Here is a 22,198-nt window from a genome sequence, read left to right as displayed (position 1 = left end):
GGGCTTAGCCCTTCACAGTTTTCCCGCGATCCGTGCGGTGCGGTCCACCGCGATGCGGGTTTTGTCGACCAGCTCATCAAGCTCCGCGCGGCTGGCCACCAGGGCCGGCGCCATGATCATACGGCCCAGGGTCGAGCGAATAATCACGCCTTCTTCGAAGCCAAACGTGCGGCATTGCCAGGCCAGGTCGTTTTCATTGGCAAAGCGTTTGCGCGTGCCCTTGTCCTCGACAAACTGCAAGGCTGCCAGCAGGCCGGTACCCTGGATCTCGCCGATCAGCGGGTGGTTACCAAAGACTTCATGCAGGAGCGTGTGCAAATACGGCCCGGTGTCGTCCTTCACCTGGCGCACGATCCCTTCGTCACGCAGCGCCTTGAGGTTGGCCAGGGCCACCGCCGCCGCAACCGGGTGCCCGGAATACGTCAGTCCATGGGCAAACACCCCGCCCCGCTCCACCAGGGCTTCGGCCATGCGCTTGCTCAATACCAAACCGCCCATGGGCAGGTAACCGGAGGTCAGGCCCTTGGCGATCGACAACGTGTCGGGTTCGAAGCCGAAATGCTGATGGGCAAACCATTCACCGGTACGGCCGAAACCGCCAATCACTTCATCAGCGCACAGCAGCACATCGTATTGGCGACAGATGCGCTGGATCTCTGGCCAGTAGCTTTCTGGGGGGAAAATCATGCCGCCGGCGCCCTGGAAAGGTTCAGCGATAAAACCGGCGACGTTTTGCGCGCCCAACTCCAGTATCTTTTCTTCCAGTTGCAGGGCGCAGCGCCGCCCGAACTCGGCCGGGGTCAACTCACCGCCCTGGGCGTACCAATAAGGCTCGTCAATGTGCGCGACGTCCGGGATCAAGCCGCCCATTTCATGCATGAATTTCATGCCGCCCAGGGCAGACGCCGCCAGGGTGGAGCCGTGATAGCCATTCCAGCGACCGATCATGATCTTCTTCTGCGGCTTGCCGAGCACTTGCCAGTAGCGCCGTACCGTGCGGATCAGCACCTCGTTGGCTTCGGAACCGGAGTTGGTGTAGATCACATGGCTGTAGTGCTTTGGCAACAGGCTGAACAGCAACTCGGACAGCTCGATCACCGCCGGATGGGTGGTGTGAAAGAACATGTTGTAGTACGCCAGCTGATCCATCTGCGCAGCCGCCGCAGCCGTCAGGTCCTTGCGCCCATAACCCAGCTGCGTGCACCACAGGCCCGACATCCCGTCCAGGTAACGCTTACCCTCGCTGTCCCACAGGTACAGGCCCTCACCGCGGACCATTACGCGTGGGCCTTCGGCATTCAGCGCCTTTTGATCCACAAAGGCATGGATATGGTGCGCCGCGTCCGAGGCCTGGTAGTCCTGGGTCTGGCGTTGCGGTTCAAAGGGTAGGTTCATGGCTTTTTCTCTTGTTGTGGGTGGTCATGCAGTCGGTCAACGGCTTTTGCTCATGTAGCGTTCGAGGGGGTCTTTGCTCAGCCCGCCCTGGGCCTCGGCCAACGAGTCGATAAACAGGGAAAACAGTTCCGATTGCGTGCCGATGTCGAGCTTGCTGTAGATGTGCTTGCGGTGGGACTTGATAGTGTCTTCGGAGACTCCGAGGCGCTCGGCCAGCGAACGTGTGGAGTGGCCGCGCAGGATCAACTGGGTGATCCGGCATTCGCGTTCGGTGAGCAGCGACGAGCCGAAGTTGTTGAGTGCCGAGTGAATACGCTGTTCCAACAGGCTTTCGAAGCGCGCGCCCTGAGTCTCCAGGCCGGCGAAGTGCTTGCCCAGCACCGCCAGTACCCAAGGTGCTATGCGCTTGAATTGCTCGGTGGTGGCCGCGTCGAGCTTTTGCGTAAAGGCCAGCGACACCGCCAGGCTCAAGCCGTTGCTCGCCTGCAGGATGTAGTTGAGCTCATCCTCCAGGTGCGAATGCCGGTAAAACGACTGGTAGTACTCGCTGTGCTCGAAGTGATCGGGGGCTACGTCGGCGAGGTCGTAGCAGCCGGAAGCCGCCCCCTCCACGCAGGCGCCGTAGAACGGGTCGAGCAAGTAAAACCCGGAGAGGTACTGGCGCACATTGCCCTGGGGCAGCCATGGCCCGTCCAGTTCGAACACTGCGCTGGGCATACCGTCGTGGGGGTACAGGTACAAGGTCGTGGCCTGAATGGGGCGGATACACCCCAGGGCATCGAACAACGTGGCGGCAAACCCCGCTTGCCCGATGCTCTCGGTCACCCTGGCTATCTGTTCGAACCACTGGGCTGAAGACAGTCGATCATTATCCACTTCGAAGACTCGCCGTCATAACGGTTGGGTGCGACACCAGGTCACTGGCGCCGGGGACTGAAGTGATAGTCCCACACCCGCAAAGTCATCGAAATCACCCCTTAGGGTGAGGGGGTGCGCGCAAACGTCGGAATCGCCAAGCCCAGGCTTTCACGCAAGGTCGAGCCCTCGTAGGCCGTGCGATAAACACCGCGCTCCTGCAGCAAAGGGATCACCTCCTGAGTAAAACGATCAAATTGCCCAGGGTGCCCGATGTAGATATTGAACCCATCCACCGCCCGCGCCTGGAACCAATCCGCCAGTTTCTGCGCCACCGTGGCGGCGCTGCCCACGAACGCGCCTGGGCGTAATTGCCGGCCAAATTCGACGGCCTGGCGCAGGGTAAAGCCCTTTTCCCGGGCCTGGTCTGCGATGCGTTTGGCTGCGGTGAAAAAACTGCTGCGCGCGGCCTCCAGGCTCTCTTGCGGGAACGGCGCGTCCAGGTCGTATTGGCTGAAATCATGCCAACCAAAATTGCGCCCGAACTCCTTGAGCGCCAGCGCGAAACTGTGGTCGAGCTGATGATAGTGCTGCTCGATTTCCCGGGCATGGGCATCGGTGTCGCCCACGTAAATTTCCGCACCGGGCATGATCAGTACCTGTTCCGGATCGCGCCCCCGTTGTGCCGCCCTACCCTTGATATCCCGGTAAAACGCCTGGCCCTGCTCGATACTGGCTGCGTGGGTGAAGATCACATCGGCGGTGGCGGCGCCCAGGTCGCGGCCTTGTTCGGAGTCGCCAGCCTGGAATATCACCGGTTGGCCCTGGGGGGAGCGCTGGATATTCAGCGGGCCCACCACCGAAAAGTGTTCGCCCTGGTGGTTCAGGCTGTGCAGCTTGCTCGGGTCGAGAAACTGCCCAGTGGCACGGTTGCGCACAAACGCATCATCTTCATAGGAGTTCCACAGCCCCTGCACCACCTGAACATGTTCGGCGGCACGCCCGTAGCGGGTGGCGTAGTCGTAGTGTTCGTCGCGGCTGTAATTGCCGGCGGTACCGGCATCGCCACTGGTCACCACGTTCCAGCCGGCGCGGCCTTTGCTGATCAGGTCCAGGGAGGCCAGGCGCCGGGCGACGTTATACGGCGAGTTATACGAGGTGGTCAGCGTACCGACCAGGCCGATATGCCGCGTGCTCACGGCCAGTGCCGACAGCAAGGTCAGCGGCTCCAGGCGATTGAGGTAATGGGAGGGCGAGCCTTCGGTGATGAACTGGCTGTCGACGATGAACATCAGGTCGAACAGCGCCGCCTCGGCCTGGCGCGCTATCTCGATGTACCAATCGACGTTGACGCTGGCATCGGCCGGCAATTGCGGGTCAAGCCACAGGTTATGGCGGCCCGGCCCACCGCAGCCCATGGTCAGGGCGCCCAGTTTGAGCTGTCTTTTAGTCATTGCGCACTAGTCCTTCAAGCGGTCAGGGCTGGGTGGTGACGACGGCGGGTTGCAAGGCGGCCGCGAATGAAGGGTCAAACAACGTGGCGGCCGAGTAAGACTTGACCAGACCCAGGCCGGCAAAAAAGTCCACGGTCTTTTGCGCCTCGATGGGCGCCTGAGGCGTCAGCGGCTCGACGGTGGTGCGTGCGCGGGCAAACCAGACGCGGGCGATGTCGGCATCAGCGCGGGTGCGCTTGGCCCAGGCATCGGCATACGCGTTGGCGTTGGCCGGGCTCTGGCGCGCCCAGTCGCGGGCTTTTTTCAGGCGCTGGAGAAAGTCACTGATGGGTTCACGCTTGGCCTCCACAGCACTGGCGTTGGCGGCAATGAAGCTCTGGGCCGGGATCAAGTCTTCAGCGGTTGCCAGCACCCGCGCACCTTGGCGTTCCTGTTGCGTGACGTAGGGTTCCCAAGTGGCGATCACGTCAACGGCACCGCCTTCCAGCGCGTGGGAGGCGTCCAGGGCGCTGAGGTAACGCCATTGCAGCGAATCCCGCGCAACCCCGGCCTTGTCCAGCGCGGTCAGCAACAATTGCTGGCTCCAGGAGCCCTTCCAGATCGCGGCGCGTTTGCCTGCCAGATCGGCCAGGCTGCGGATCGACGAGTCTTTTTTTACCAGGATGGCTACGCCGTCGAGATTCTGCCGGCTGACGGCAATCACCTTGATCGGTGCACCCAAGGCGCCCAGGAACAACACCGGGGCATCGCCGAGCAGGCCCAGGTCCAGGCTGCCGACGTTGAGCGCTTCGGCCACTGGTGAGCCGGCCGTGAACTGTTTCCAGTCCAGCGTGTAGGGCAAGTCATCCAGCACCCCCGCCGCTTCCATCACGGCCTGGGCGTTGTAGCTCTGGTCGCCGACCACCAGGGTTTGCGCTTGCGCCGTCAGGCACAGAAATGAGGCGGCGAACCCGGCCGCCAGGATTTTGAGGTAACGCACGTTCGTCTCCAGATGCCTTGTGGGGCATGCAAGTCGATCCGCACGCACGGTCTCGGTTTAAAAGGTTATTGTTTATAGCTATGGGGTGTGAGGGCTATTTTTGCGGGCTGAAGGCGAGATGTAAAATACTGATTACGCATAACCTAATTCAATAAAAATGCGTATATCGCATCACGCTAGCGCGCAAATTCAATCCGGGCCACCAAGCCCGAACCACGCCGAAGGCGAAAGAACGGGTCGAATACACGCTCCAGGTCCGCTTCGGGAATCCCCGGCCCCTCGTCGCTGACCTCAGGCCGGCCCGGCATACAGCCCCGGCGCTCGTTAGCACGCCTGCTCAAACGTCATAATCACAGGGGCATCTGCGTGGTAATCTCCCGGCACCACGAATAGACATTGATCGTCACTTGACGATGACCAAAGCCAGGAAAGACCATGCCCAAGATTTCTCACTCAGCGCTACGCCGTAACTTCCGTGACCTGCTGGCAACGCCCCTGTGCGTTGAAACCGCCTCCGTATTCGACCCCATGTCTGCCCGCATAGCGGCCGACCTGGGATTTGAAGTGGGAATCCTGGGCGGCTCGGTCGCCTCCCTGCAGGTGCTGGCGGCCCCCGATTTTGCGTTGATTACCCTGAGTGAGTTCGTCGAGCAAGCCACCCGCATCGGCCGTGTGGCCCAGTTGCCCTTCATCGCCGATGCCGACCATGGCTACGGCAACGCCCTGAACGTGATGCGCACCGTCGAAGAACTGGAACGCGCCGGCGTCGCTGCGCTGACCATCGAAGACACCCTCTTGCCCGCGCAATTCGGGCGTAAATCCACGGACCTGATTTCCGTCGAAGAAGGCATCGGCAAGGTCAAGGCCGCGCTGGAGGCACGTGTCGACCCGGCGCTGTCGATCATTGCGCGCACCAATGCCGGCGTGCTGCCCACCAGCGACGTGATTGCGCGGACCAAGGCCTACGAAAAGGCCGGTGCTGACGGCATCTGCATGGTCGGCGTCAAGGACTTCGACCACCTGGAGCAAATCGCGCAGAACCTCAGCGTTCCGCTGATGCTGGTGACCTACGGCAACCCGCAACTGCACGACAGCGAGCGCCTGGCCAGCCTGGGCGTGCGCATCGTGGTGGCCGGGCATGGCGCCTACTTCGCCGCGATCAAGGCCACTTACGACAGCCTGCGTGCCCAGCGTCAGCTGACCCACAGCACCTCGAACCTCAGTGCGACGGAGTTGACCCACACCTACACCTTGCCTGAGAGCTATGTGGCGTGGGCCGAAGAGTTCATGGATGTAAAAGAGTAATCAATCACTCACGGCTCAGCCGTTGGCGCATCCCTGCGCTGGCGGCCGGGCCGGGCTGTACCACGCACTGATCCATCGCCACCCACGCACCTTGCGCCGTCGCCATCATCGGCTGCACCGGCCGGCCCGTCTCGCGTTCCACCACCTCGACACTGATGCCCTCCTCGGCGTAATGCCGATTGCCCCAGGCCACCAACGCCATCAGCACCATACGAAAGTCTTCGCCCCTGGCCGTCGGCACGTATTCGTACCGTGGCGGCCGCTCGCTGTAGGCGCGGCGCTCCAGCATGCCCGCTTCTACCAAGCCATTAAGGCGCCGCGTCAGCATGTTGGGCGCGATGCCCAGGCTGCGCGAGAACTCGTCAAAACGGCGCAGGCCGTGCAAGGCATCGCGCATGATCAGCATGCTCCACCACTCCCCTACCCGTTCAAGGCTACGGGCGATGGGGCATTCGGCACTGATGAGGGATTTGCGCTGCATAAGTATTCCTGTGTGCGAGTACAAACTTGTACGACACCATGTTACTTTCATGATGATAGTGACGTCCATACGCTGTGTATCCTTCAAGCAACAGGAGTCGATTGAGCATGAGTAAACGTATCGTCGTGACGGGCATGGGCGCGCTGACGCCGCTGGGGTCGAGCGTGGAATCCACTTGGCAGCGCTTGCTGGACGGGCAGTCGGGCATCCGCCGTTTGCCGCAAGAGTTGATCGGTGATCTGGCGGTCAGCATCGGCGGCCAGGTGCAAAGTGCGTTGCAAGACCCCGAAGCCGGTTTTGATCCTGATCGACTGTTGGCGGCCAAGGAACAGCGCAAGATGGACCGCTTTATCCTGTTCGCCCTGGCGGCGGCGGGTGAAGCCCTGAAGCAGGCCAATTGGGCACCCAAAACACCTGAGGAGCAGGCGCGCACAGCGACCATCATCGCCTCCGGTGTCGGTGGTTTCCCGGCCATTGCCGATGCGGTGCGCACCACTGACAGCAAGGGCCCGCGTCGTCTGTCGCCCTTCACCATTCCATCGTTTCTGAGCAACATGGCCGCCGGGCATGTGTCGATCAACTATGGCTTGAAAGGCCCGCTGGGTGCGCCAGTAACCGCGTGTGCAGCCGGGGTTCAGGCTATCGGCGACGCAGCGCGAATGATCCGCGCCGGGGAAGTCGACGTCGCGGTATGCGGCGGTGCCGAAGCGGCGATTCATCGCGTCAGCCTGGCCGGTTTCGCCGCAGCGCGAGCGTTGTCCAGCGATTTCAATGCCACCCCGCAGCGCGCTTCGCGCCCCTTCGATCAGGCGCGCGACGGCTTTGTGATGGGCGAAGGCGCCGGCATTCTGGTAATTGAAGAACTGGAGCATGCCCAGGCGCGGGGCGCACAGCCGATTGCCGAACTGGTGGGCTATGGCACCAGTGCAGACGCCTATCACATGACCGCAGGGCCTGAAGACGGTGACGGTGCGCGCCGGGCAATGACTCAAGCGTTGCGCCAGGCGGGCATCGAGGCATCGCAGGTGCAGTACCTGAATGCCCACGCGACCTCCACGCCTGTGGGCGACAAAGGCGAGCTGGCGGCGATCAGGACGGTATTCGGTACCGGCGGCAGCCCGGCGATCAGCTCGACAAAATCCGCCACCGGCCACTTGCTCGGTGCTGCGGGGGGCATCGAAGCCGTCTTTACCGTGCTTGCCCTGCGTGACCAGATCGCGCCAATGACACTCAACCTGGAAAACCCGGACGCCCTCGCCGACGGCCTGGACATGGTGCGCGATGAGGCGCGTCCCATGCCGATTGAATATGCGCTGTCCAATGGCTTCGGCTTTGGCGGCGTGAACGCCAGCGTACTGTTCCGACGCTGGATATAAGCCGGGGTTTGCCCCTGGGCTGAATTTCACCGACCATGGCGCCTTTCTGTTCCTGCCAACACGAGGTGCCCATGGCCAACCACGACCTGTCCTATACCCCTGACCCGGACGCCGATTCCATCTCCTCCGACGTGATCGGCTTCAACGGCATCCTGGTCTCCACCCAGATTCCCACCCATGCCGATGGCAGCCTGGAGCTGGGCGATATCACCCTGCAAAGCGAGTGCACCCTGCAAGCGCTGAAAGTTGCGCTGGAAAAAGCCGGCAGCTCCATGGACCGGGTCATGCACCTGACCATCTACCTCACCGACATGGCCGACCGCGCGGCGTTCAACGAGGTCTACAAGCGCTTTTTCGCCAAGCCCTGGCCAGTGCGGGCAGCAGTGGGCGTTGCCGCCTTGGCGGTAGAAGGTATGCGGGTGGAAGTGACGGCGATGGCTGCCAAGGCTTGAATCTGTGACGCCGTTAGCGCCGATCTGATCGGAATGTCGAACGCGGTCAAAAAGGTGGGAGCTGGCTTGCCTGCGATAGCGGTGGTGAATGTTCAATCGCCATCGCAGGCAAGCCAGCTCCCACATTGGGGCTTCGTTGCGTTGAGCATTGCGTTTGCTTAACGAACTTGCATTAGGCCCGACAGCCCTGCGGTAGATGCCGCCCAGGCATTTCACAGCTACAATGCGCGCCTCAACCGTGACAAGCCTGACTAAAAAAACTATGTCCTTGCCCAAGCATCACCTGGAATTGCTCAGCCCTGCCCGCGATGTCGCCATTGCGCGCGAGGCTATCCTGCACGGCGCCGACGCCGTTTACATCGGCGGGCCGAGCTTTGGCGCCCGCCATAATGCGTGTAACGAGGTGAGCGATATCGCCCAACTGGTGGAATTCGCCCGCCGTTACCACGCCCGCGTCTTCACCACCATCAACACCATTTTGCATGACAACGAGCTGGAGCCCGCGCGCAAGCTGATCCATCAGCTCTACGATGCCGGTGTGGATGCGCTGATCGTGCAAGACCTGGGCGTGATGGAGCTGGATATTCCGCCGATCGAGCTGCACGCCAGCACCCAGACCGACATCCGCACCCTGGGCCGGGCCAGGTTTCTCGACCAGGCCGGTTTCTCGCAGTTGGTACTGGCCCGCGAGTTGAACCTGCAAGAGATCCGCGCCATTGCCGACGAGACCGATGCCGCCATCGAGTTCTTTATCCACGGCGCCCTGTGCGTGGCGTTCTCCGGGCAGTGCAATATCTCCCACGCGCAAAATGGCCGCAGCGCCAACCGTGGCGATTGCTCCCAGGCCTGCCGCCTGCCCTACACCCTGAAAGATGACCAAGGCCGCGTGGTAGCCTTTGAAAAGCACCTGCTGTCGATGAAAGACAACAATCAGAGCGCCAACCTGCGCGCCCTGGTCGAAGCGGGTGTGCGTTCGTTCAAGATCGAAGGCCGCTACAAGGACATGGGCTATGTGAAGAACATCACCGCCTACTACCGACAGCGCCTCGACGAGATCCTCGAAGACCGCCCGGACCTGGCCCGCGCTTCCAGCGGGCGTACCGCGCACTTCTTCCTGCCCGACCCGGAAAAAACCTTCCACCGGGGCAGCACCGATTACTTTGTCAGCGACCGCAAGATCGACATCGGCGCGTTTGACACCCCGACCTTTACCGGCCTGCCCGTGGGCACCGTGGAAAAAGCCGGCAAGCGCGACTTGCAGGTGGTCACCCATGAGCCGCTGTCCAACGGCGACGGCCTCAATGTGCTGATCAAACGTGAAGTGGTGGGTTTTCGCGCCAACATCGCCGAGCCCAAGGGTGAGTTCGAGGAAGACGGTGAAAAGCGCTACCGCTACCGCGTCGAGCCCAACGAAATGCCGGCCGGCCTGCATCAACTGCGCCCCCATCACCCGCTCAATCGCAACCTGGACCACAACTGGCAACAGGCCCTGCTCAAGACCTCGGCCGAGCGCCGTATCGGCTTGTCATGGGTCGCGTGCCTGCGTGAAGAGCAGCTGCAAATCACCGCGACCAGCGAAGAAGGCATCAGCGCCAGCGTCACCCTGCCCGGCCCGTTTGGCGTGGCCAACAAGCCGGAACAGGCGCTGGATACCCTGCGCGACCTGCTCGGCCAACTCGGCACCACCGAGTACCATGCCACCCGCATCGAACTGGATGCGCCACAGGCGTTCTTCATTCCCAATTCACAGCTCAAGGCCTTGCGCCGTGAAGTGATCGAAGCACTGACCGCCGCACGCGTCGCCGCGCATCCGCGGGGCGGGCGCAAGGCTGAAACCTCGCCCCCGCCGGTTTACCCTGAGGCGCACCTGTCGTTCCTGGCCAACGTCTACAACCAGAAGGCCCGGGACTTCTACCATCGTCACGGCGTGAAGCTGATCGATGCAGCCTTCGAAGCCCACGAAGAAACCGGCGAAGTGCCGGTGATGATCACCAAGCACTGCCTGCGTTTCTCGTTCAACCTGTGCCCTAAACAGGCCAAGGGTGTGACCGGGGTAAAGACCAAGGTGGCGCCGATGCAATTGATCCACGGTGACGAAGTGCTGACCCTGAAGTTCGACTGCAAACCCTGCGAGATGCATGTGGTGGGCAAGATCAAGGGGCATATCCTCGGCCTGCCGCAGCCTGGCAGCGCGGTGGAGCATTTCAACCCGGAAAACCTCATCTATCAGGGCACGCACTAACCCTCATCTGTAGGAGCGAGCTTGCTCGCGAAAAGCTCGAGGACGCCGCGTTTCAACCCGATGCGCTGCGTCATCGTTAGCCTTCTTCGCGAGCAAGCTCGCGCCTACCGAGGTTGCGGGGCCACCACCAGCCCCGCTGCAACCCTGCCGCTGCCAGCAGAATCGCCGCCACACCCAGCCATTGCAGCCACCCCAGGCGATGCCCGAACGCAATCCAATCCACAAAGATCGCCGCAATCGGGTAGATGAACGACAGTGCGCCGGTAATGGCCGTCGGCAGTTTCTGGATCGCGCCATACAGCAGTACATACATCAAACCCGTGTGCACCACCCCCAAGGTGACCAAGGCCGCCCACGTCGTGGTGGATGCCGGCAGGCCATTCCAGGGCACCAGCGGCGCCAGCAATAGCGCGCCAGTGGCCACCTGGATCAATGCCATCAAATGCGGCGGTACTTCCTTGAGGCGCTTGATGATCAACGCCGCGACCGCATACAAAAATGCCGCGCCCAGGGCTAGCGCGATGCCTACCAGGTAATCTCCTCCACCCGTTTGCTCGCCATGGGCGGTAACAATCGCCAACATGCCCAGGAACGCCACGCTCAACCACGCCAGTTTCTGCACGGTGATTTTTTCACCGAGAAACACCGCCGCCAGCATTACCAGAATAAACGGCTGCACGTTGTACACCGCGGTGCTGATCGCGATGGAGGCACGGGAGTAGGATTCGAACAGCAGCAACCAGTTGCCGACAATGGCCACACCGCTGAGCACGGCCAGCCCCAGTTTTGCCCAACTGAGCAGGTCCAGGCGCAGGTAACCCAGCCAGGCGCACACCAGCACCAGCGTCAGCGCACCGATCACGCAGCGCCAGAACACCACCTCGATCACCGACACGCCAGACACCAGCACAAACCAGCCAATGCTGCCCGAGATCAGCATGGCGGCGACCATTTCCCACGACCCGCGACGGATGGATGAATCCATGATTGAGGCTCCTCAAGTGAGGCTCCAGTATGGCAATCTGTCGGCGACGGCTACAGCGACTAAAAAAGGCAAAAGCCCGAAATCACCTTTTCTTATTAGGCACAGACCATGATCGACACCATCGACCAGCAATTGATCGCCGCTTTGATGGACGACTCGCGGTTGTCCCTCAAGGCCCTGGCAGGCATCACCGGGCTGTCGTCACCCAGCGTCAGCGAACGTCTGCGGCGCCTGGAAGAACGCGGCGTGCTGACCCACTACACCGTCGACATCGACCCCAAACACTTCGGTTACCTGCTGCAAGCCATCGTGCGCATCCGCCCCCTGCCCGGCAAACTGCAGGAGGTGGAGCGCCAGATCCAGGCGATCCCTGAGTTCACCGAATGCGACAAGGTCACCGGCGAGGACTGCTTCATCGCCCGCCTGCATGTGCGCACCATGGATCAGTTGGACAGCCTGCTGGACCGAATCAATGGGTACGCCGAGACCAATACTGCGATTGTGAAGAAAACCCCGGTGAAACGGCGCTTGCCGCCGCTGGGGGCTCGCTGAGGTGTCATGCCAAGGGAGTGTTATGACCAAACACAGTCAAATGTGCGGGCTTGCTCGCGAATACAGGGTGTCAGTCACCGACTATGTTGACGGGTATACCGCATTCGCGGGCAAGCCCGCTCCCACAGAATGCCACTTCGACCCGGTGATTGTTTGAACCCGCACTTGGCCACCGCCCTCCAACCTGAATGAACCACGGCCGGGTGCACGCACTATGACTTTCATTCTATGGTTGGCCGTATTGGGCGCGGTGCTGCTCACCCTCGCCCTCACGTCCTCCTACCTGCGCTGGATGCCGGTCACCACTTCGGCGGTGTGCCTGTTGCTCGGCATCGCCATCGGCCCCCTCGGTGTGGACCTGCTGCACCTGGACATCAAGGGGTCGGCGCGCTGGATGGAGCACCTGACCGAAGTGGCAGTGCTGTTTTCGCTGTTTGTCAGCGGCCTTAAATTGCGCCTGCCGCTCAAGCATCGCACCTGGCGCATCGCCTTCGGCCTGGCCGGCCCGGTCATGCTGTTGACCATCCTCGGCACCGGGCTGTTGCTGCATTACCTGCTTGATCTGTCGTGGGGGGTGTCTTTGTTGGTGGGCGCGATCCTGGCGCCGACCGACCCGGTGCTGGCGGGTCTGGTTCAGGTCAACAATGCCCAGGACTACGACGCGCTGCGCTTCGGTCTGTCCGGCGAAGCGGGGCTGAACGATGGCAGCGCCTTTCCGTTTGTGATCTTCGGCTTGCTGTTCATGCAACACGGCGGCTTCGATGGCGACTGGGTCGGCGGTTGGGTGTTGAAAAACCTGGTATGGGCGGTGCCGGTCGGGCTATTGATCGGCTACTGGATGGGCCGAGGTATCGGCCGTGTGACGTTGCGCCTGCGCCTGATCAATGCCGACAGCACCCTCTCGCCCAATGATTACCTGACACTGGCATTGATCGCCCTTGCCTATGTGACCGCCGAAGCCGTGGGCGGCTATGGCTTCCTGTCGGTATTCGCGGCGGGCCTGGGGTTGCGTCAGGCCGAGGTGAAGTCCACCGGCAACGCCCAGACACCCGCCGAGCACCTGGCGCAACCGGTGGTGGGCCACCTCGAAATCGAGCCCGAGCAAGCCTTGCACGGCGACGTCAGCCAGTTGAAGGACACCCAGATCGCGGCAGGCGTGATGATGGGTGACATGCTGGCCTTCGGCAGTCTGGTGGAGCGGGCCATGGAGGTGTTCCTGGTGACCGTCTTGGGCATCGTGCTGGTCAGCCACTGGGAGTGGGCCGCGTTGGCGGTGGCGCCGTTACTGTTCTGTGTGATTCGCCCCGCCAGTGTATTCGCCATGCCTTGGGGCCGCCTGCTGGACCATCGCCAACGCAGCCTGGTCAGTTGGTTCGGCATCCGTGGGATCGGCAGCATTTACTACCTGTTCTATGCGCTCAACCACGGTCTGGTAGGCACCAGCAGTGCGGTGGCGGTCAACCTGACGTTGTCGGTCATCGCATTGAGCATCCTGGCCCATGGCCTGACTACCCAGCCCATGCTGGCATGGTATGAGCGTCAGGCTGCGCAAAAAAATTGAATCCTGCACCACGCCGGGGTTTCAAACAGCCAAGACCCACACTGCGAGTCAGCTAATGAAAAAGATCGCCCAACGATTGCTTGAGGAACGCCAACGCCTGGGATATTCGCAGCAATACCTGGCGCAGGCAGGCGGCGTGACCACACGCGAGCAACGTCAATATGAACTGGGCGAAGACCTGCCCCATGCCAACTACCTGGCAGCTTTGGCCGAGCATGGGGTGGATGTGGTGTATGTGATCACTGGCAAGCGCAGCACGGTGGTCAATATCAGCCGCGATCAGGCGCAGACGCTGATCGATAACCGCGTGGTGGGCCAGGAGGTGTCGCTGGACGGCGGGGCCGAGGAAGACGTCTACTTCAAGCTCAGCAATCCCTCGGGACCGCCGCCGGATCAGTCCTGATTTTCAGTGTTGCCAACGTCCGCCGCTTCATCCAGGTCGTTCAGCGGCACCTCGGCATCGTCCATCAACGAACCCGGGTCTTCATTGCCGGGGTCGTTGAGTTCATCGTCCAGTTCTTTTGACATGTGCATTTCCTCTAACCGCCTTGGGTATCGATATCGGCATCGGTTTCAGGCTTGTGCTCGCGCTCGGGCTTGAAGTCTGGACTGTAGTCGTTTTCCTTGGCCTTCGGGTCGCTCGCAGGCGTTGGATCCTTGGGCGCATCGGCGGCGGTGCCAGGGGCAGGCTCGCCGCCGTCGATGGCGGGGTCGTTGCGATTGTGGGTCTGGGGATCTTTAGGCTGGGGCATGAGGCACCTCTTTGCAGGCCGGTGAAAAATCTGAACCGCATAGAGCTAAGGCGTCACGGCCACGGCTGAAGTTCCGTTCGCGTGGTCAGCGCAGTGGATTGTCCACCTGAATATAGAACGCATAGATGCCCAACACCAGCCAGAACACCATGAACAACCACGGCGCACGCATGGAAAACAACAACGACTTGCGATAGCCCTTGTGGCTCGACTCCACTTCGGAAAACAGGGGCGACTCATCGTAGGCCATGCCCATCACTGGCTCGCTGCGCAGCAATTCGCTTTGCTTGTAGTGCCAGTGGTCGATGATTTCATACGCCGCACGGATACCGGGCCAGGCATTCAGCGAACTGAGAATACCCAGCGAAACCAGGAAGATCGGCACCACCAGCGTGAACAGCTTGCCCCATTCCGGGTTGAGGTTGCCCATGCCGGAGACAAAGGCAATCACCAGGAAGGATTGCGCGGTCAGGTAGGCGTCGGTGCGGTTGGCCAGGATGCTGGTTTCGTACTGGATCTCGCGCCGGTAAAAGTCGAGGCGGTCCTTGGGCGAGCCGAATATCTTTGCGTTGTGTTCGCTGTGGTCGTTCAGGGCCGCTTCCGGAGTGTGGGGGGAGATGATTCTGGACACGACGGTGCTCCACAAGGTGACGAAACTCCTTAGAAGAATCGGGGCCTTGTGAAGTTCAAGTAGGTTCGCGCACCAATTCAGGGCGACCGCCGCCCTCTGTAGGAGCGAGTTAGCTCGCGAAATACGTCAACGCTAACGCGGGCTGCCTGATTAAACGCGGTGCCGGTGAGTTTTTCGCGAGCAAGCTCGCTCCTACAGGGGATTAACGGCATTCCGGCACAGGCATTGCTTTATCCATTCACCATCCCGAAAACAGGAGCATGCGTTACCCCCCGACCCAGAGCCGCCCCCATAAGAAAGTAAGGACCAGGTCTGTTGGCACCTTCAGCCACGGGCTCATAAAAACATGCGTTTTTTTAAGCGGCAGTGCCACCCAAAGCCACACTGGGCACTGACAAGGTACTGGAATGGCTCGATCTTTCTTTGATGAAATGAATGACGCAAACGGCGTATGCCGTGCGCATTATCAGGACTTCTCTCGCTGGCTGGCCCACACGCCGCCGGAACTGCTGGCCCAGCGTCGCCGTGAAGCGGATTTGCTGTTCCATCGCGCCGGGATCACCTTCACCCTGTATGGCGACGAGCAAGACACCGAACGCCTGATCCCCTTCGACATCATTCCCCGCAGCATCCCCGCCAGTGAGTGGAGCCTGATCGAACGCGGCTGTATCCAACGGGTCAACGCGCTGAACCTGTTTTTGGCCGACATCTACCACGACCAGCGCATTATCAAGGCCGGGATCATTCCCGCCGATCAGGTCCTGGGCAATGAGGGCTATCAGAAAGCCATGGTCGGTCTCGACCTGCACCGCGGCATCTATTCGCACATCTCGGGCGTCGACCTGGTGCGCGACGGCGACGGTACCTACTACGTGCTGGAAGACAACCTGCGCACCCCCAGCGGCGTGAGCTACATGCTCGAAGACCGCAAGATGATGATGCGCCTGTTCCCGGAAGTGTTCGCCAAGCAGCGCATTGCCCCGGTGGACCACTACCCCAACCTCTTGCTCAAGACCCTCAAGAGCGCGAGCCGCCTCGATAACCCGAATGTGGTGGTGTTGACCCCTGGGCGCTTCAACAGCGCTTTCTTCGAACACGCCTTCCTTGCCCGGGAAATGGGCGTGGAACTGGTGGAAGGCGCCGACCTGTTCGTGCAGGACCTCAAGGTGTTCATGCGCACCACCGACGGCCCCAAGGCCGTGGACGTGATCTACCGACGCATCGACGACGCTTTCCTCGACCCCCAGGCGTTCAATCCCGAGTCGATGCTCGGCGTGCCGGGGCTGGTGGCGGCTTACTGCGCCGGCAATGTGGTGCTGGCCAATGCCATCGGCACCGGGGTGGCTGACGACAAGTCGATCTACCCCTACGTACCCGCGATGATCCGCTTCTACCTGGACGAGGAACCGGTCCTGCAGAACGTGCCGACCTTCCAATGCCGCAAGCCCGATGAGCTGTCCCATGTGCTGGCCAACCTCGAGCAGTTGGTGGTCAAGGAAACCCAGGGCTCCGGCGGCTACGGCATGCTGGTGGGCCCGGCGTCGACGGCCGCCGAGATCGAAGACTTCCGCCAGCGCATCAAGGCCCGCCCCCATGCCTATATCGCCCAACCCACCTTGAGCCTGTCCACCTGCCCGACCTTTGTCGAAAACGGCATCGCGCCCCGGCACATCGACTTGCGACCCTTCGTGCTCTCGGGCAAGGAAACCCGCCTGGTGCCCGGTGGCTTGACCCGCGTGGCGCTGAAGGAAGGCTCGCTGGTCGTCAACTCGTCGCAAGGCGGTGGAACCAAGGACACCTGGGTGGTGGAGGGCTGAGTATGCTGAGTAGAACAGCTGCAGATCTGTATTGGATGTCGCGTTACCTGGAGCGCGCCGAGAACCTGGCACGCATGCTGGAAGTCAGTTATTCGTTGTCCTTGATGCCCCAGGCCGGGCGCAGCGATGGCCTGGATGAACTGGCGATGTCGTTGCTCAGCAGCGGCACCCTGGACAGCTACCTGGAGCGGCACCAGACCCTGGATGCCGAACGCATGTTGCACTTCTTTGCGCTCGACGCGCAAAACCCCGCGAGCATCTACAACTGCCTGCGTGCCGCCCGAGGCAATGCCCATGCGGTACGCGGGCGCATCACCGCCGACATGTGGGAAAACCTCAACGCCACCTGGCTGGAAATGCGCAGCATCGCCGCCGGCGGCCTGGCACGGCATGGCATCAGCCACTTCTGTGATTGGGTCAAGCAACGCTCGCACCTGTTTCGGGGCGCGACCTCGGGCACCATCATGCGCAATGACGCCTACCGCTTCATTCGCCTGGGCACCTTTGTCGAACGTGCTGACAACACCTTGCGCCTGCTGGATGCGCGATATGAGATGTTCGGCGAGGAGTCGGAAGAAGTCAGCGACGTATCGGCACGCGGTTATTACCAGTGGAGCGCCCTGCTGCGCGCGTTGTCGTCGTTCGAGGCCTATACCGAGCTGTATCCGAATGCCTTGAATGCACGCTCGGTGTCAGAGTTGCTGCTGTTGCGCAGCGATGTGCCGCGTTCGCTGCATGCCTGCATCGAGGAGTTGAGCCATATCCTGGCCGACCTGCCCGGCAGTTATGGGCGCACGGCGCAACGCCTGGCGGCGGAGTTCGAGGCGCGGCTGCGGTACACGGGGATTGATGAGATTCTGGAAGATGGGCTGCACACTCGGCTGACAGAATTCATCGACACCGTGCGTGAGTTGGCCCGGGAGATACAGAGCTCCTACCTGGAAGTGGTGTAGCCCAAACCTGTAGGAGCGCGCTTGCTCGCTCCTACAGGGGCTTGATCGCCCACCAACGCGGCAACAACTGCTGCACCCGCGATTCGCCAAAGCGGTCATCGATCAGCATCACCACCCCGCGATCCTGCTGGCTGCGGATCACCCTCCCCGCTGCCTGCACAACTTTCTGAATACCGGGATACAGGTAGGTGTAGTCATACCCCGCGCCGAAAACAGCGCCCATACGTGCCTTGATCTGCTCATTCACCGGGTTGAGCTGCGGTAAACCCAGGGTGGCGATAAACGCACCGATCAGGCGCGCTCCGGGCAGGTCGATACCTTCGCCAAACGCACCGCCCAGCACCGCAAAGCCAATGCCCTGGCTGTGGTGGGTGAACTGCTCCAAAAAGGCTTGGCGCTCGGCCTCGGCCATGCCCCGCGCCTGCAACCACAACGCAATCTGCGGGTGCCGTTCGGCCATTAACTGGGCCACCTGTTGCAGGTAATCGAAGCTTGAGAAAAACGCCAGGTAGTTACCCGGTTGCGCAGCGAATTGCCGCGCGAGCAGTTCCACGATAGGTTCCAGCGACGCCTGGCGATGCACAAACCGCGTAGAGATGCGGTCAACGATGCTGACCTGCAATTGCTCGGCCTTGAACGGTGATGCCACATCAACCCAGGCGGTATCCGCCGGCAGGCCCAGCAAGTCCGCGTAATAATGGCGCGGGCTCAAGGTCGCGGAAAACAGCACACTGCTGCGCGCGGCGGTCAGCCTGGGCCGGATGAACTCGGCCGGCACCACGTTGCGCAGGCACAGAGTCGAGCTATTGCGCTTGCCGCTGAACGAGCGCTTGGTGATATCGAAGATAAAGTGCTCATTGAACAGCTCGGCCACTTTGGCCCATTGCAGCGCGTCGAAGTAGAAGGCTTGCAGGTCACCGCTGAGGGCTTCGGGGTGGTCGTTGAAGTAGTCGCCCATGGCGCTGGTGCACAGGCTCAGGGCCTGGAGCAGTTTGTCAGGTTTGGCGGCGTACGCCTGATACGGTGCGAGTTGGTCCTTGTGCAAGGCATTCCACTCACGGTTCAAGCGCTGCAAGGGTTTGTTCAGGGGCTCGGGCGCGTTATCGCGCAAGGTCTTGAGGCTGTACTGGTCCAGGCTGGCGCTGTACATCGAGCGCGCGCGTTCGACCAGGTTGTGCGCCTCGTCCACCAGCACCGCGACACGCCACTGGTTGAGCTGGGCCAGGCCGAACAGCATGGCGCCAAAGTCGAAGTAATAGTTGTAGTCGGCGACGATCAGGTCGCTCCAGCGCGCCATTTCCTGGCTCAGGTAGTACGGGCATACCTGATGGGCCAGCGCCACGTGGCGCAGACTTTTTTGATCGAGCAGGCGCACCTTGGACGCGGCCTGGCGGGCGGCAGGCAGGCGGTCGTAAAAGCCCTTGGCCAATGGGCAGGAATCGCCGTGGCAGGCTTTGTCCAAGTGTTCGCACGCCTTGTCCCGGGCCACCAGTTCAAGCACACGCAGTGACAGCTCGGGGCTGCTGTCGTACAGCACCTGGGCGGCATCCAGCGCCAGCTTGCGCCCGGGCGTCTTGGCGGTGAGGAAGAACAGCTTGTCCAGTTGCTGCGGCGCCAGGGCCTTGAGCAGCGGGAAGATGGTGCCGATGGTCTTGCCAATACCCGTGGGCGCCTGGGCCATCAGGCACCGGCCCGTAGTCACCGCTTTGTAGACCGACTCGGCCAAGTCGCGCTGCCCGGTACGGAAGTCGACATGGGGAAACGCCAGGCTCTGCGCGCCAGCGTTGCGTGCCGCACGGTGCTGCATCTCCTGCCGGGCCCAGTCCAGGAACAGCGCGCATTGCTGATTGAAGAACTGCTCAAGGTCGGGTGCATCGAACCGCTGGTTCAGCACGGTTTCGCCTTCGCCGACGATGTCGAAGTACACCAGCGCCAGGTCGATATGATCGAGCCCGAGTTTCTGGCACATCAGCCAGCCATACACCTTGACCTGGGCCCAGTGCAGTTGCCGATGGTTGGCGGGCTGGGCAGCGAGGTCGCCACGGTAGGTTTTGACTTCTTCCAGGCGGTTGGCGTCCGGGTCGTAGCCGTCCGCCCTGCCCCGCACCTTGAGCTGCTGGTAATCGCCCTCCAGGGTGACCTCGTGCTGATAGTGCGCGCTGCGCCGGGATGCCACCGTGCGATGGCCGACGATGCCTTCCTGGGCGCTGGGCGACGGCGTAAAACGCAGGTCGAGGTCGCCGACCTTGGCCGTGAACTCACACAGCGCCCGCACGGCCACGCTGTAACTCAAGCGGGTTGCTCCGCCCAACGCACGTAGCAGACGGTGACCGGCATCTGGTACTCGCCGCAGAACGCCAGCCAACGCAACTGGTTGTCTTGCAGGCGGTCGCCGGGGCCCTTGACCTCGATCATGCGATAGGTGTTTTGCGCCGGCCAGAACTGGATGAGGTCCGGCATCCCGGCCCGGTTGGCACGGATATCCTGCAACAGGCGCGTGAACCAATGGCGCAAATGCTCGGCGGGCAGGCAGGCCAGGGCTTGCTCCAGCAGGTCTTCGCTCAGCAGGTTCCAGAACACAAAGGGCGACTGGATGCCCCATTTATCCACGTAGCGTTGGCGGATGCTTGCCTTGTAGCGACCGTCCTTCAATTGCGCAAAGCACGCGGCAAACAAAGCTTCTCGGCGTTGATAAAAGTCCTCGCTGTGCAGGTCCGCCGGCCCGCGCTGGAACGGGTGGAAGAACGCCCCCGGCAGCGGCGCAAAAATCGCCTCCCAGCACAGCAAGCCAAACAGCGAATTGATCAGGCCATTCTCGACGTAATGCACCGGTGCATCCGGTTCGCTCAAGTGCGCCAGCACGCAGGATTCCACCGACAGCAGCGGTTCCTGCACCAGCGAAAGGTCCAGGCGTGCCACCGCTTGGGGCTTGGCCCTGGGCAGCGCCGGCCCGCCGAGTTTGCGCCGCAGGCGCGGCACTACGCGAAGCAGGTGTTGGTGTTCCGCTGCGCTGTGTGGGGCCTGTTGCGCCTCGGTCGCCAGGGCCATGGCTTGGGCGTAATCCTCCTGACGTTCCAGTACGCGGATCAGCCGCGCCCGCGCGCCGGGATGAGTGCAATTGCGGTAGATCTGTTCGGCCAGTGCCAGCTCGGCGCACCGTTCGCAATACTGGCCGATCTGGAACAGCAGCTTGGCACGACGCTTTTCCAGCCACGGGTTGTCGGTACACAACGTGGCGACCTGCGCCAACACCGTATCCAGTGCCTCACCGGCTTCAAAGGCTTGCTGGCACTGGTGCAGGAATAAAAACCCATGCACGTCGTCACGGCTGCGTAAACCACGAGACTCGGCGCAGAACTCGACTTTTTCATAGGTATAGATGCCCAGATCTGCCAACACGAATTCCGACCAGTCCTGGTGCAGGTTGCCGAAGAACATCAGGCGCAGGCGATCACACAACTCCATCACTGTCAGGCTATACAGCACATCGCCCACGTCGGGACACCACTGGGTAAAGCTGCGCGGTTCGGTAAATTGCGCCGCCAAGGGTTCAAGCCAGTCGGCCTTGTTGCCCTTGGGTTGGTCGATCCAGGGCCTGAAGGCGCCGAGCAATTCACTTTTTTGCAGCAGGGCGAACAGGGTGGCAAACGGCAGCGGGCTTTGATCCTCCACCCACCCCAACTCCCGCAGTGGCCCCGCCGCCGCATGAGGGCAACCGATTTCCAGGTAATGGAGCTTGGTGGCGCGAAAATGCACGCCCTTGCGCATCACCATCCGCACCAACAACGCCTGGGACGCCAGAGGCAACCTGTCAAATTGCTGAATGAAATGCTGTTCGTGTGCATCGAGCAAATCGGCATAGCGCTGCCCCAACCAAACCAGCACTTGGCGGAAGTTATGCAGGTAATACAAGGGATCTTCGAGGGGGTTGGCCATGGCGCAGAGCAATCAAATACTGGTTATGCATACAGAGTGCCGGGGCAAAGCGGTTGTTGCAATCAGTAATAGATAAATGGCGCCTGCAACTTTTTGCAAAAAAACAATCTGATGAGGGGGTTGATCAAGTAATATTTATGGCCGCGCAGCCAGACGCTGCGGGACTTTTCAGGGTTAAAGGTAAGGGTTATGAACATGAAGAATTTGGGTCTGCCACTGGTTGCACTCACTTTTCTGGTATTGGCCGGTTGCTCCACGCAAACCGTGGTGACCTTGCAGAACGGCACGCAGTATTTGACCAAGGACACGCCCAACGCCAAGACCGCCGACGGCTTCTACGAGTTCACCGATATTGCCGGCAAGCGTATTCGTATCAAGGCCGATGATGTGGCCACGGTGCGTAAGGAAAAGTGATCTTCTAGCAACACCCCATCAAATGTGGGAGCTGGCGTGAACTGGCCTAATGATTTTG

General features: G+C 61.4%; 21 protein-coding genes and 1 pseudogene. 10 read left to right on the top strand and 12 right to left on the bottom strand.

The genetic code is table 11. The features are described from left to right. Positions 1–12 precede the first annotated feature (12 nt). The 5 genes and pseudogenes from AB9N64_RS03380 to AB9N64_RS03360 form a co-directional block, all read right to left on the bottom strand. Positions 13–1,395 (bottom strand): aspartate aminotransferase family protein, encoded by a 1,383-nt coding sequence (locus AB9N64_RS03380; RefSeq protein ID WP_014718431.1) that lies wholly within the window; start codon positions 1,393–1,395, stop codon positions 13–15. A 36-nt stretch (positions 1,396–1,431) separates the two neighbouring features. Continuing rightward, positions 1,432–2,271 (bottom strand): helix-turn-helix transcriptional regulator, encoded by an 840-nt coding sequence (locus tag AB9N64_RS03375; protein WP_014718430.1) that lies wholly within the window; start codon positions 2,269–2,271, stop codon positions 1,432–1,434. A 101-nt stretch (positions 2,272–2,372) separates the two neighbouring features. Then, a complete protein-coding gene (locus tag AB9N64_RS03370) occupies positions 2,373–3,704 on the bottom strand; it encodes an LLM class flavin-dependent oxidoreductase (RefSeq protein ID WP_371359956.1) in 1,332 nt (443 codons plus the stop codon). Between the two features lie 22 nt (positions 3,705–3,726). Next, positions 3,727–4,683, bottom strand: coding sequence for an ABC transporter substrate-binding protein (locus tag AB9N64_RS03365; RefSeq protein ID WP_019820070.1), 957 nt, complete (start codon positions 4,681–4,683; stop codon positions 3,727–3,729). Positions 4,684–4,859: 176 nt separating this feature from the next. Continuing rightward, positions 4,860–4,976 (bottom strand): annotated as a pseudogene (locus AB9N64_RS03360) (ATP-binding protein); the annotation flags it as partial. Positions 4,977–5,118: 142 nt separating this feature from the next. Between AB9N64_RS03360 and AB9N64_RS03355 the strand changes: the two are divergent. Beyond that, positions 5,119–5,988 carry an oxaloacetate decarboxylase gene (locus AB9N64_RS03355; protein ID WP_019820071.1) on the top strand — a complete coding sequence of 290 codons (870 nt, stop codon included), beginning with the start codon at positions 5,119–5,121 and terminating at the stop codon, positions 5,986–5,988. Positions 5,989–5,992: 4 nt separating this feature from the next. On the opposite strand, the gene AB9N64_RS03350 is transcribed toward AB9N64_RS03355, so the two are convergent. Next, on the bottom strand, positions 5,993–6,469 hold the full coding sequence (locus AB9N64_RS03350) for a helix-turn-helix domain-containing protein (RefSeq protein ID WP_014718425.1): 477 nt from the start codon (positions 6,467–6,469) through the stop codon (positions 5,993–5,995). A gap of 107 nt (positions 6,470–6,576) precedes the next feature. Here AB9N64_RS03350 and fabF point away from each other — a divergent pair, with 107 nt between their 5' ends. The 3 genes from fabF to AB9N64_RS03335 all read left to right on the top strand — a co-directional run bounded on the left by fabF (position 6,577) and on the right by AB9N64_RS03335 (position 10,539). Then, entirely contained in the window at positions 6,577–7,845 is a 1,269-nt protein-coding gene (gene fabF / locus AB9N64_RS03345) for a beta-ketoacyl-ACP synthase II (protein WP_371359955.1), read from the top strand. Positions 7,846–7,916: 71 nt separating this feature from the next. After that, positions 7,917–8,297 carry a RidA family protein gene (locus AB9N64_RS03340; protein WP_014718423.1) on the top strand — a complete coding sequence of 127 codons (381 nt, stop codon included), beginning with the start codon at positions 7,917–7,919 and terminating at the stop codon, positions 8,295–8,297. Between the two features lie 262 nt (positions 8,298–8,559). Further along, entirely contained in the window at positions 8,560–10,539 is a 1,980-nt protein-coding gene (locus AB9N64_RS03335) for a U32 family peptidase (protein ID WP_014718422.1), read from the top strand. Positions 10,540–10,615: 76 nt separating this feature from the next. On the opposite strand, the gene AB9N64_RS03330 is transcribed toward AB9N64_RS03335, so the two are convergent. Next, positions 10,616–11,524, bottom strand: coding sequence for a DMT family transporter (locus AB9N64_RS03330; protein WP_032903427.1), 909 nt, complete (start codon positions 11,522–11,524; stop codon positions 10,616–10,618). A gap of 108 nt (positions 11,525–11,632) precedes the next feature. Here AB9N64_RS03330 and AB9N64_RS03325 point away from each other — a divergent pair, with 108 nt between their 5' ends. The 3 genes from AB9N64_RS03325 to AB9N64_RS03315 all read left to right on the top strand — a co-directional run bounded on the left by AB9N64_RS03325 (position 11,633) and on the right by AB9N64_RS03315 (position 14,040). Beyond that, on the top strand, positions 11,633–12,076 hold the full coding sequence (locus AB9N64_RS03325; RefSeq protein WP_014718420.1) for an Lrp/AsnC family transcriptional regulator: 444 nt from the start codon (positions 11,633–11,635) through the stop codon (positions 12,074–12,076). 214 nt (positions 12,077–12,290) lie between these two features. Continuing rightward, positions 12,291–13,637: a sodium:proton antiporter gene (locus AB9N64_RS03320; protein ID WP_019820078.1), complete on the top strand. Its 1,347-nt coding sequence runs from the start codon at positions 12,291–12,293 to the stop codon at positions 13,635–13,637. 55 nt (positions 13,638–13,692) lie between these two features. Beyond that, the gene (locus tag AB9N64_RS03315; RefSeq protein WP_014718418.1) at positions 13,693–14,040 is read left to right on the top strand and encodes a helix-turn-helix domain-containing protein; all 348 of its coding nucleotides are present in this window, start codon (positions 13,693–13,695) and stop codon (positions 14,038–14,040) included. On the opposite strand, the gene AB9N64_RS03310 is transcribed toward AB9N64_RS03315, so the two are convergent. The 3 genes from AB9N64_RS03310 to AB9N64_RS03300 all read right to left on the bottom strand — a co-directional run bounded on the left by AB9N64_RS03310 (position 14,031) and on the right by AB9N64_RS03300 (position 15,020). Then, on the bottom strand, positions 14,031–14,165 hold the full coding sequence (locus AB9N64_RS03310) for a hypothetical protein (RefSeq protein ID WP_014718417.1): 135 nt from the start codon (positions 14,163–14,165) through the stop codon (positions 14,031–14,033). The genes AB9N64_RS03315 and AB9N64_RS03310 overlap by 10 nt on opposite strands. An 11-nt stretch (positions 14,166–14,176) precedes the next feature. Continuing rightward, a complete protein-coding gene (locus AB9N64_RS03305) occupies positions 14,177–14,389 on the bottom strand; it encodes a hypothetical protein (RefSeq protein ID WP_014718416.1) in 213 nt (70 codons plus the stop codon). 85 nt (positions 14,390–14,474) lie between these two features. Then, positions 14,475–15,020: a hypothetical protein gene (locus AB9N64_RS03300; RefSeq protein ID WP_014718415.1), complete on the bottom strand. Its 546-nt coding sequence runs from the start codon at positions 15,018–15,020 to the stop codon at positions 14,475–14,477. 407 nt (positions 15,021–15,427) lie between these two features. Here AB9N64_RS03300 and AB9N64_RS03295 point away from each other — a divergent pair, with 407 nt between their 5' ends. Together AB9N64_RS03295 and AB9N64_RS03290 are read left to right on the top strand one after the other, a co-directional pair. After that, positions 15,428–16,837 (top strand): circularly permuted type 2 ATP-grasp protein, encoded by a 1,410-nt coding sequence (locus AB9N64_RS03295; RefSeq protein ID WP_014718414.1) that lies wholly within the window; start codon positions 15,428–15,430, stop codon positions 16,835–16,837. A 2-nt stretch (positions 16,838–16,839) separates the two neighbouring features. After that, positions 16,840–17,790, top strand: coding sequence for an alpha-E domain-containing protein (locus tag AB9N64_RS03290; protein WP_014718413.1), 951 nt, complete (start codon positions 16,840–16,842; stop codon positions 17,788–17,790). Positions 17,791–17,821: 31 nt separating this feature from the next. On the opposite strand, the gene AB9N64_RS03285 is transcribed toward AB9N64_RS03290, so the two are convergent. Together AB9N64_RS03285 and AB9N64_RS03280 are read right to left on the bottom strand one after the other, a co-directional pair. Further along, positions 17,822–20,083, bottom strand: coding sequence for an ATP-dependent DNA helicase (locus AB9N64_RS03285; RefSeq protein WP_106111149.1), 2,262 nt, complete (start codon positions 20,081–20,083; stop codon positions 17,822–17,824). Then, a complete protein-coding gene (locus tag AB9N64_RS03280; protein ID WP_102666186.1) occupies positions 20,080–21,726 on the bottom strand; it encodes a VRR-NUC domain-containing protein in 1,647 nt (548 codons plus the stop codon). The genes AB9N64_RS03285 and AB9N64_RS03280 overlap by 4 nt, the downstream gene beginning before the upstream one ends. Before the next feature lie 189 nt (positions 21,727–21,915). Here AB9N64_RS03280 and AB9N64_RS03275 point away from each other — a divergent pair, with 189 nt between their 5' ends. Beyond that, positions 21,916–22,140: a YgdI/YgdR family lipoprotein gene (locus tag AB9N64_RS03275; protein ID WP_003191162.1), complete on the top strand. Its 225-nt coding sequence runs from the start codon at positions 21,916–21,918 to the stop codon at positions 22,138–22,140. Positions 22,141–22,198 lie beyond the last annotated feature (58 nt).

This window comes from Pseudomonas sp. KT_2_4, assembly GCF_041410225.1.
Taxonomy (GTDB): Bacteria; Pseudomonadota; Gammaproteobacteria; order Pseudomonadales; family Pseudomonadaceae; genus Aquipseudomonas; species Aquipseudomonas paracarnis.
The sequence above is the reverse complement of the archived record's forward strand: the minus strand, read 5'-3'. Positions and strand labels throughout refer to the sequence as shown.

Excerpts from the sequence above, each read along its gene's own strand:
- AB9N64_RS03380 (WP_014718431.1), bottom strand. The coding sequence starts at position 1,395 with ATGAACCTACCCTTTGAACCGCAACGCCAGACCCAGGACTACCAGGCC.
- AB9N64_RS03370 (WP_371359956.1), bottom strand. The coding sequence starts at position 3,704 with ATGACTAAAAGACAGCTCAAACTGGGCGCCCTGACCATGGGCTGCGGT.
- AB9N64_RS03355 (WP_019820071.1), top strand. The coding sequence starts at position 5,119 with ATGCCCAAGATTTCTCACTCAGCGCTACGCCGTAACTTCCGTGACCTG.
- AB9N64_RS03350 (WP_014718425.1), bottom strand. The coding sequence starts at position 6,469 with ATGCAGCGCAAATCCCTCATCAGTGCCGAATGCCCCATCGCCCGTAGC.
- fabF (WP_371359955.1), top strand. The coding sequence starts at position 6,577 with ATGAGTAAACGTATCGTCGTGACGGGCATGGGCGCGCTGACGCCGCTG.
- AB9N64_RS03340 (WP_014718423.1), top strand. The coding sequence starts at position 7,917 with ATGGCCAACCACGACCTGTCCTATACCCCTGACCCGGACGCCGATTCC.
- AB9N64_RS03335 (WP_014718422.1), top strand. The coding sequence starts at position 8,560 with ATGTCCTTGCCCAAGCATCACCTGGAATTGCTCAGCCCTGCCCGCGAT.
- AB9N64_RS03330 (WP_032903427.1), bottom strand. The coding sequence starts at position 11,524 with ATGGATTCATCCATCCGTCGCGGGTCGTGGGAAATGGTCGCCGCCATG.
- AB9N64_RS03325 (WP_014718420.1), top strand. The coding sequence starts at position 11,633 with ATGATCGACACCATCGACCAGCAATTGATCGCCGCTTTGATGGACGAC.
- AB9N64_RS03320 (WP_019820078.1), top strand. The coding sequence starts at position 12,291 with ATGACTTTCATTCTATGGTTGGCCGTATTGGGCGCGGTGCTGCTCACC.
- AB9N64_RS03315 (WP_014718418.1), top strand. The coding sequence starts at position 13,693 with ATGAAAAAGATCGCCCAACGATTGCTTGAGGAACGCCAACGCCTGGGA.
- AB9N64_RS03310 (WP_014718417.1), bottom strand. The coding sequence starts at position 14,165 with ATGTCAAAAGAACTGGACGATGAACTCAACGACCCCGGCAATGAAGAC.
- AB9N64_RS03305 (WP_014718416.1), bottom strand. The coding sequence starts at position 14,389 with ATGCCCCAGCCTAAAGATCCCCAGACCCACAATCGCAACGACCCCGCC.
- AB9N64_RS03295 (WP_014718414.1), top strand. The coding sequence starts at position 15,428 with ATGGCTCGATCTTTCTTTGATGAAATGAATGACGCAAACGGCGTATGC.
- AB9N64_RS03290 (WP_014718413.1), top strand. The coding sequence starts at position 16,840 with ATGCTGAGTAGAACAGCTGCAGATCTGTATTGGATGTCGCGTTACCTG.
- AB9N64_RS03280 (WP_102666186.1), bottom strand. The coding sequence starts at position 21,726 with ATGGCCAACCCCCTCGAAGATCCCTTGTATTACCTGCATAACTTCCGC.
- AB9N64_RS03275 (WP_003191162.1), top strand. The coding sequence starts at position 21,916 with ATGAACATGAAGAATTTGGGTCTGCCACTGGTTGCACTCACTTTTCTG.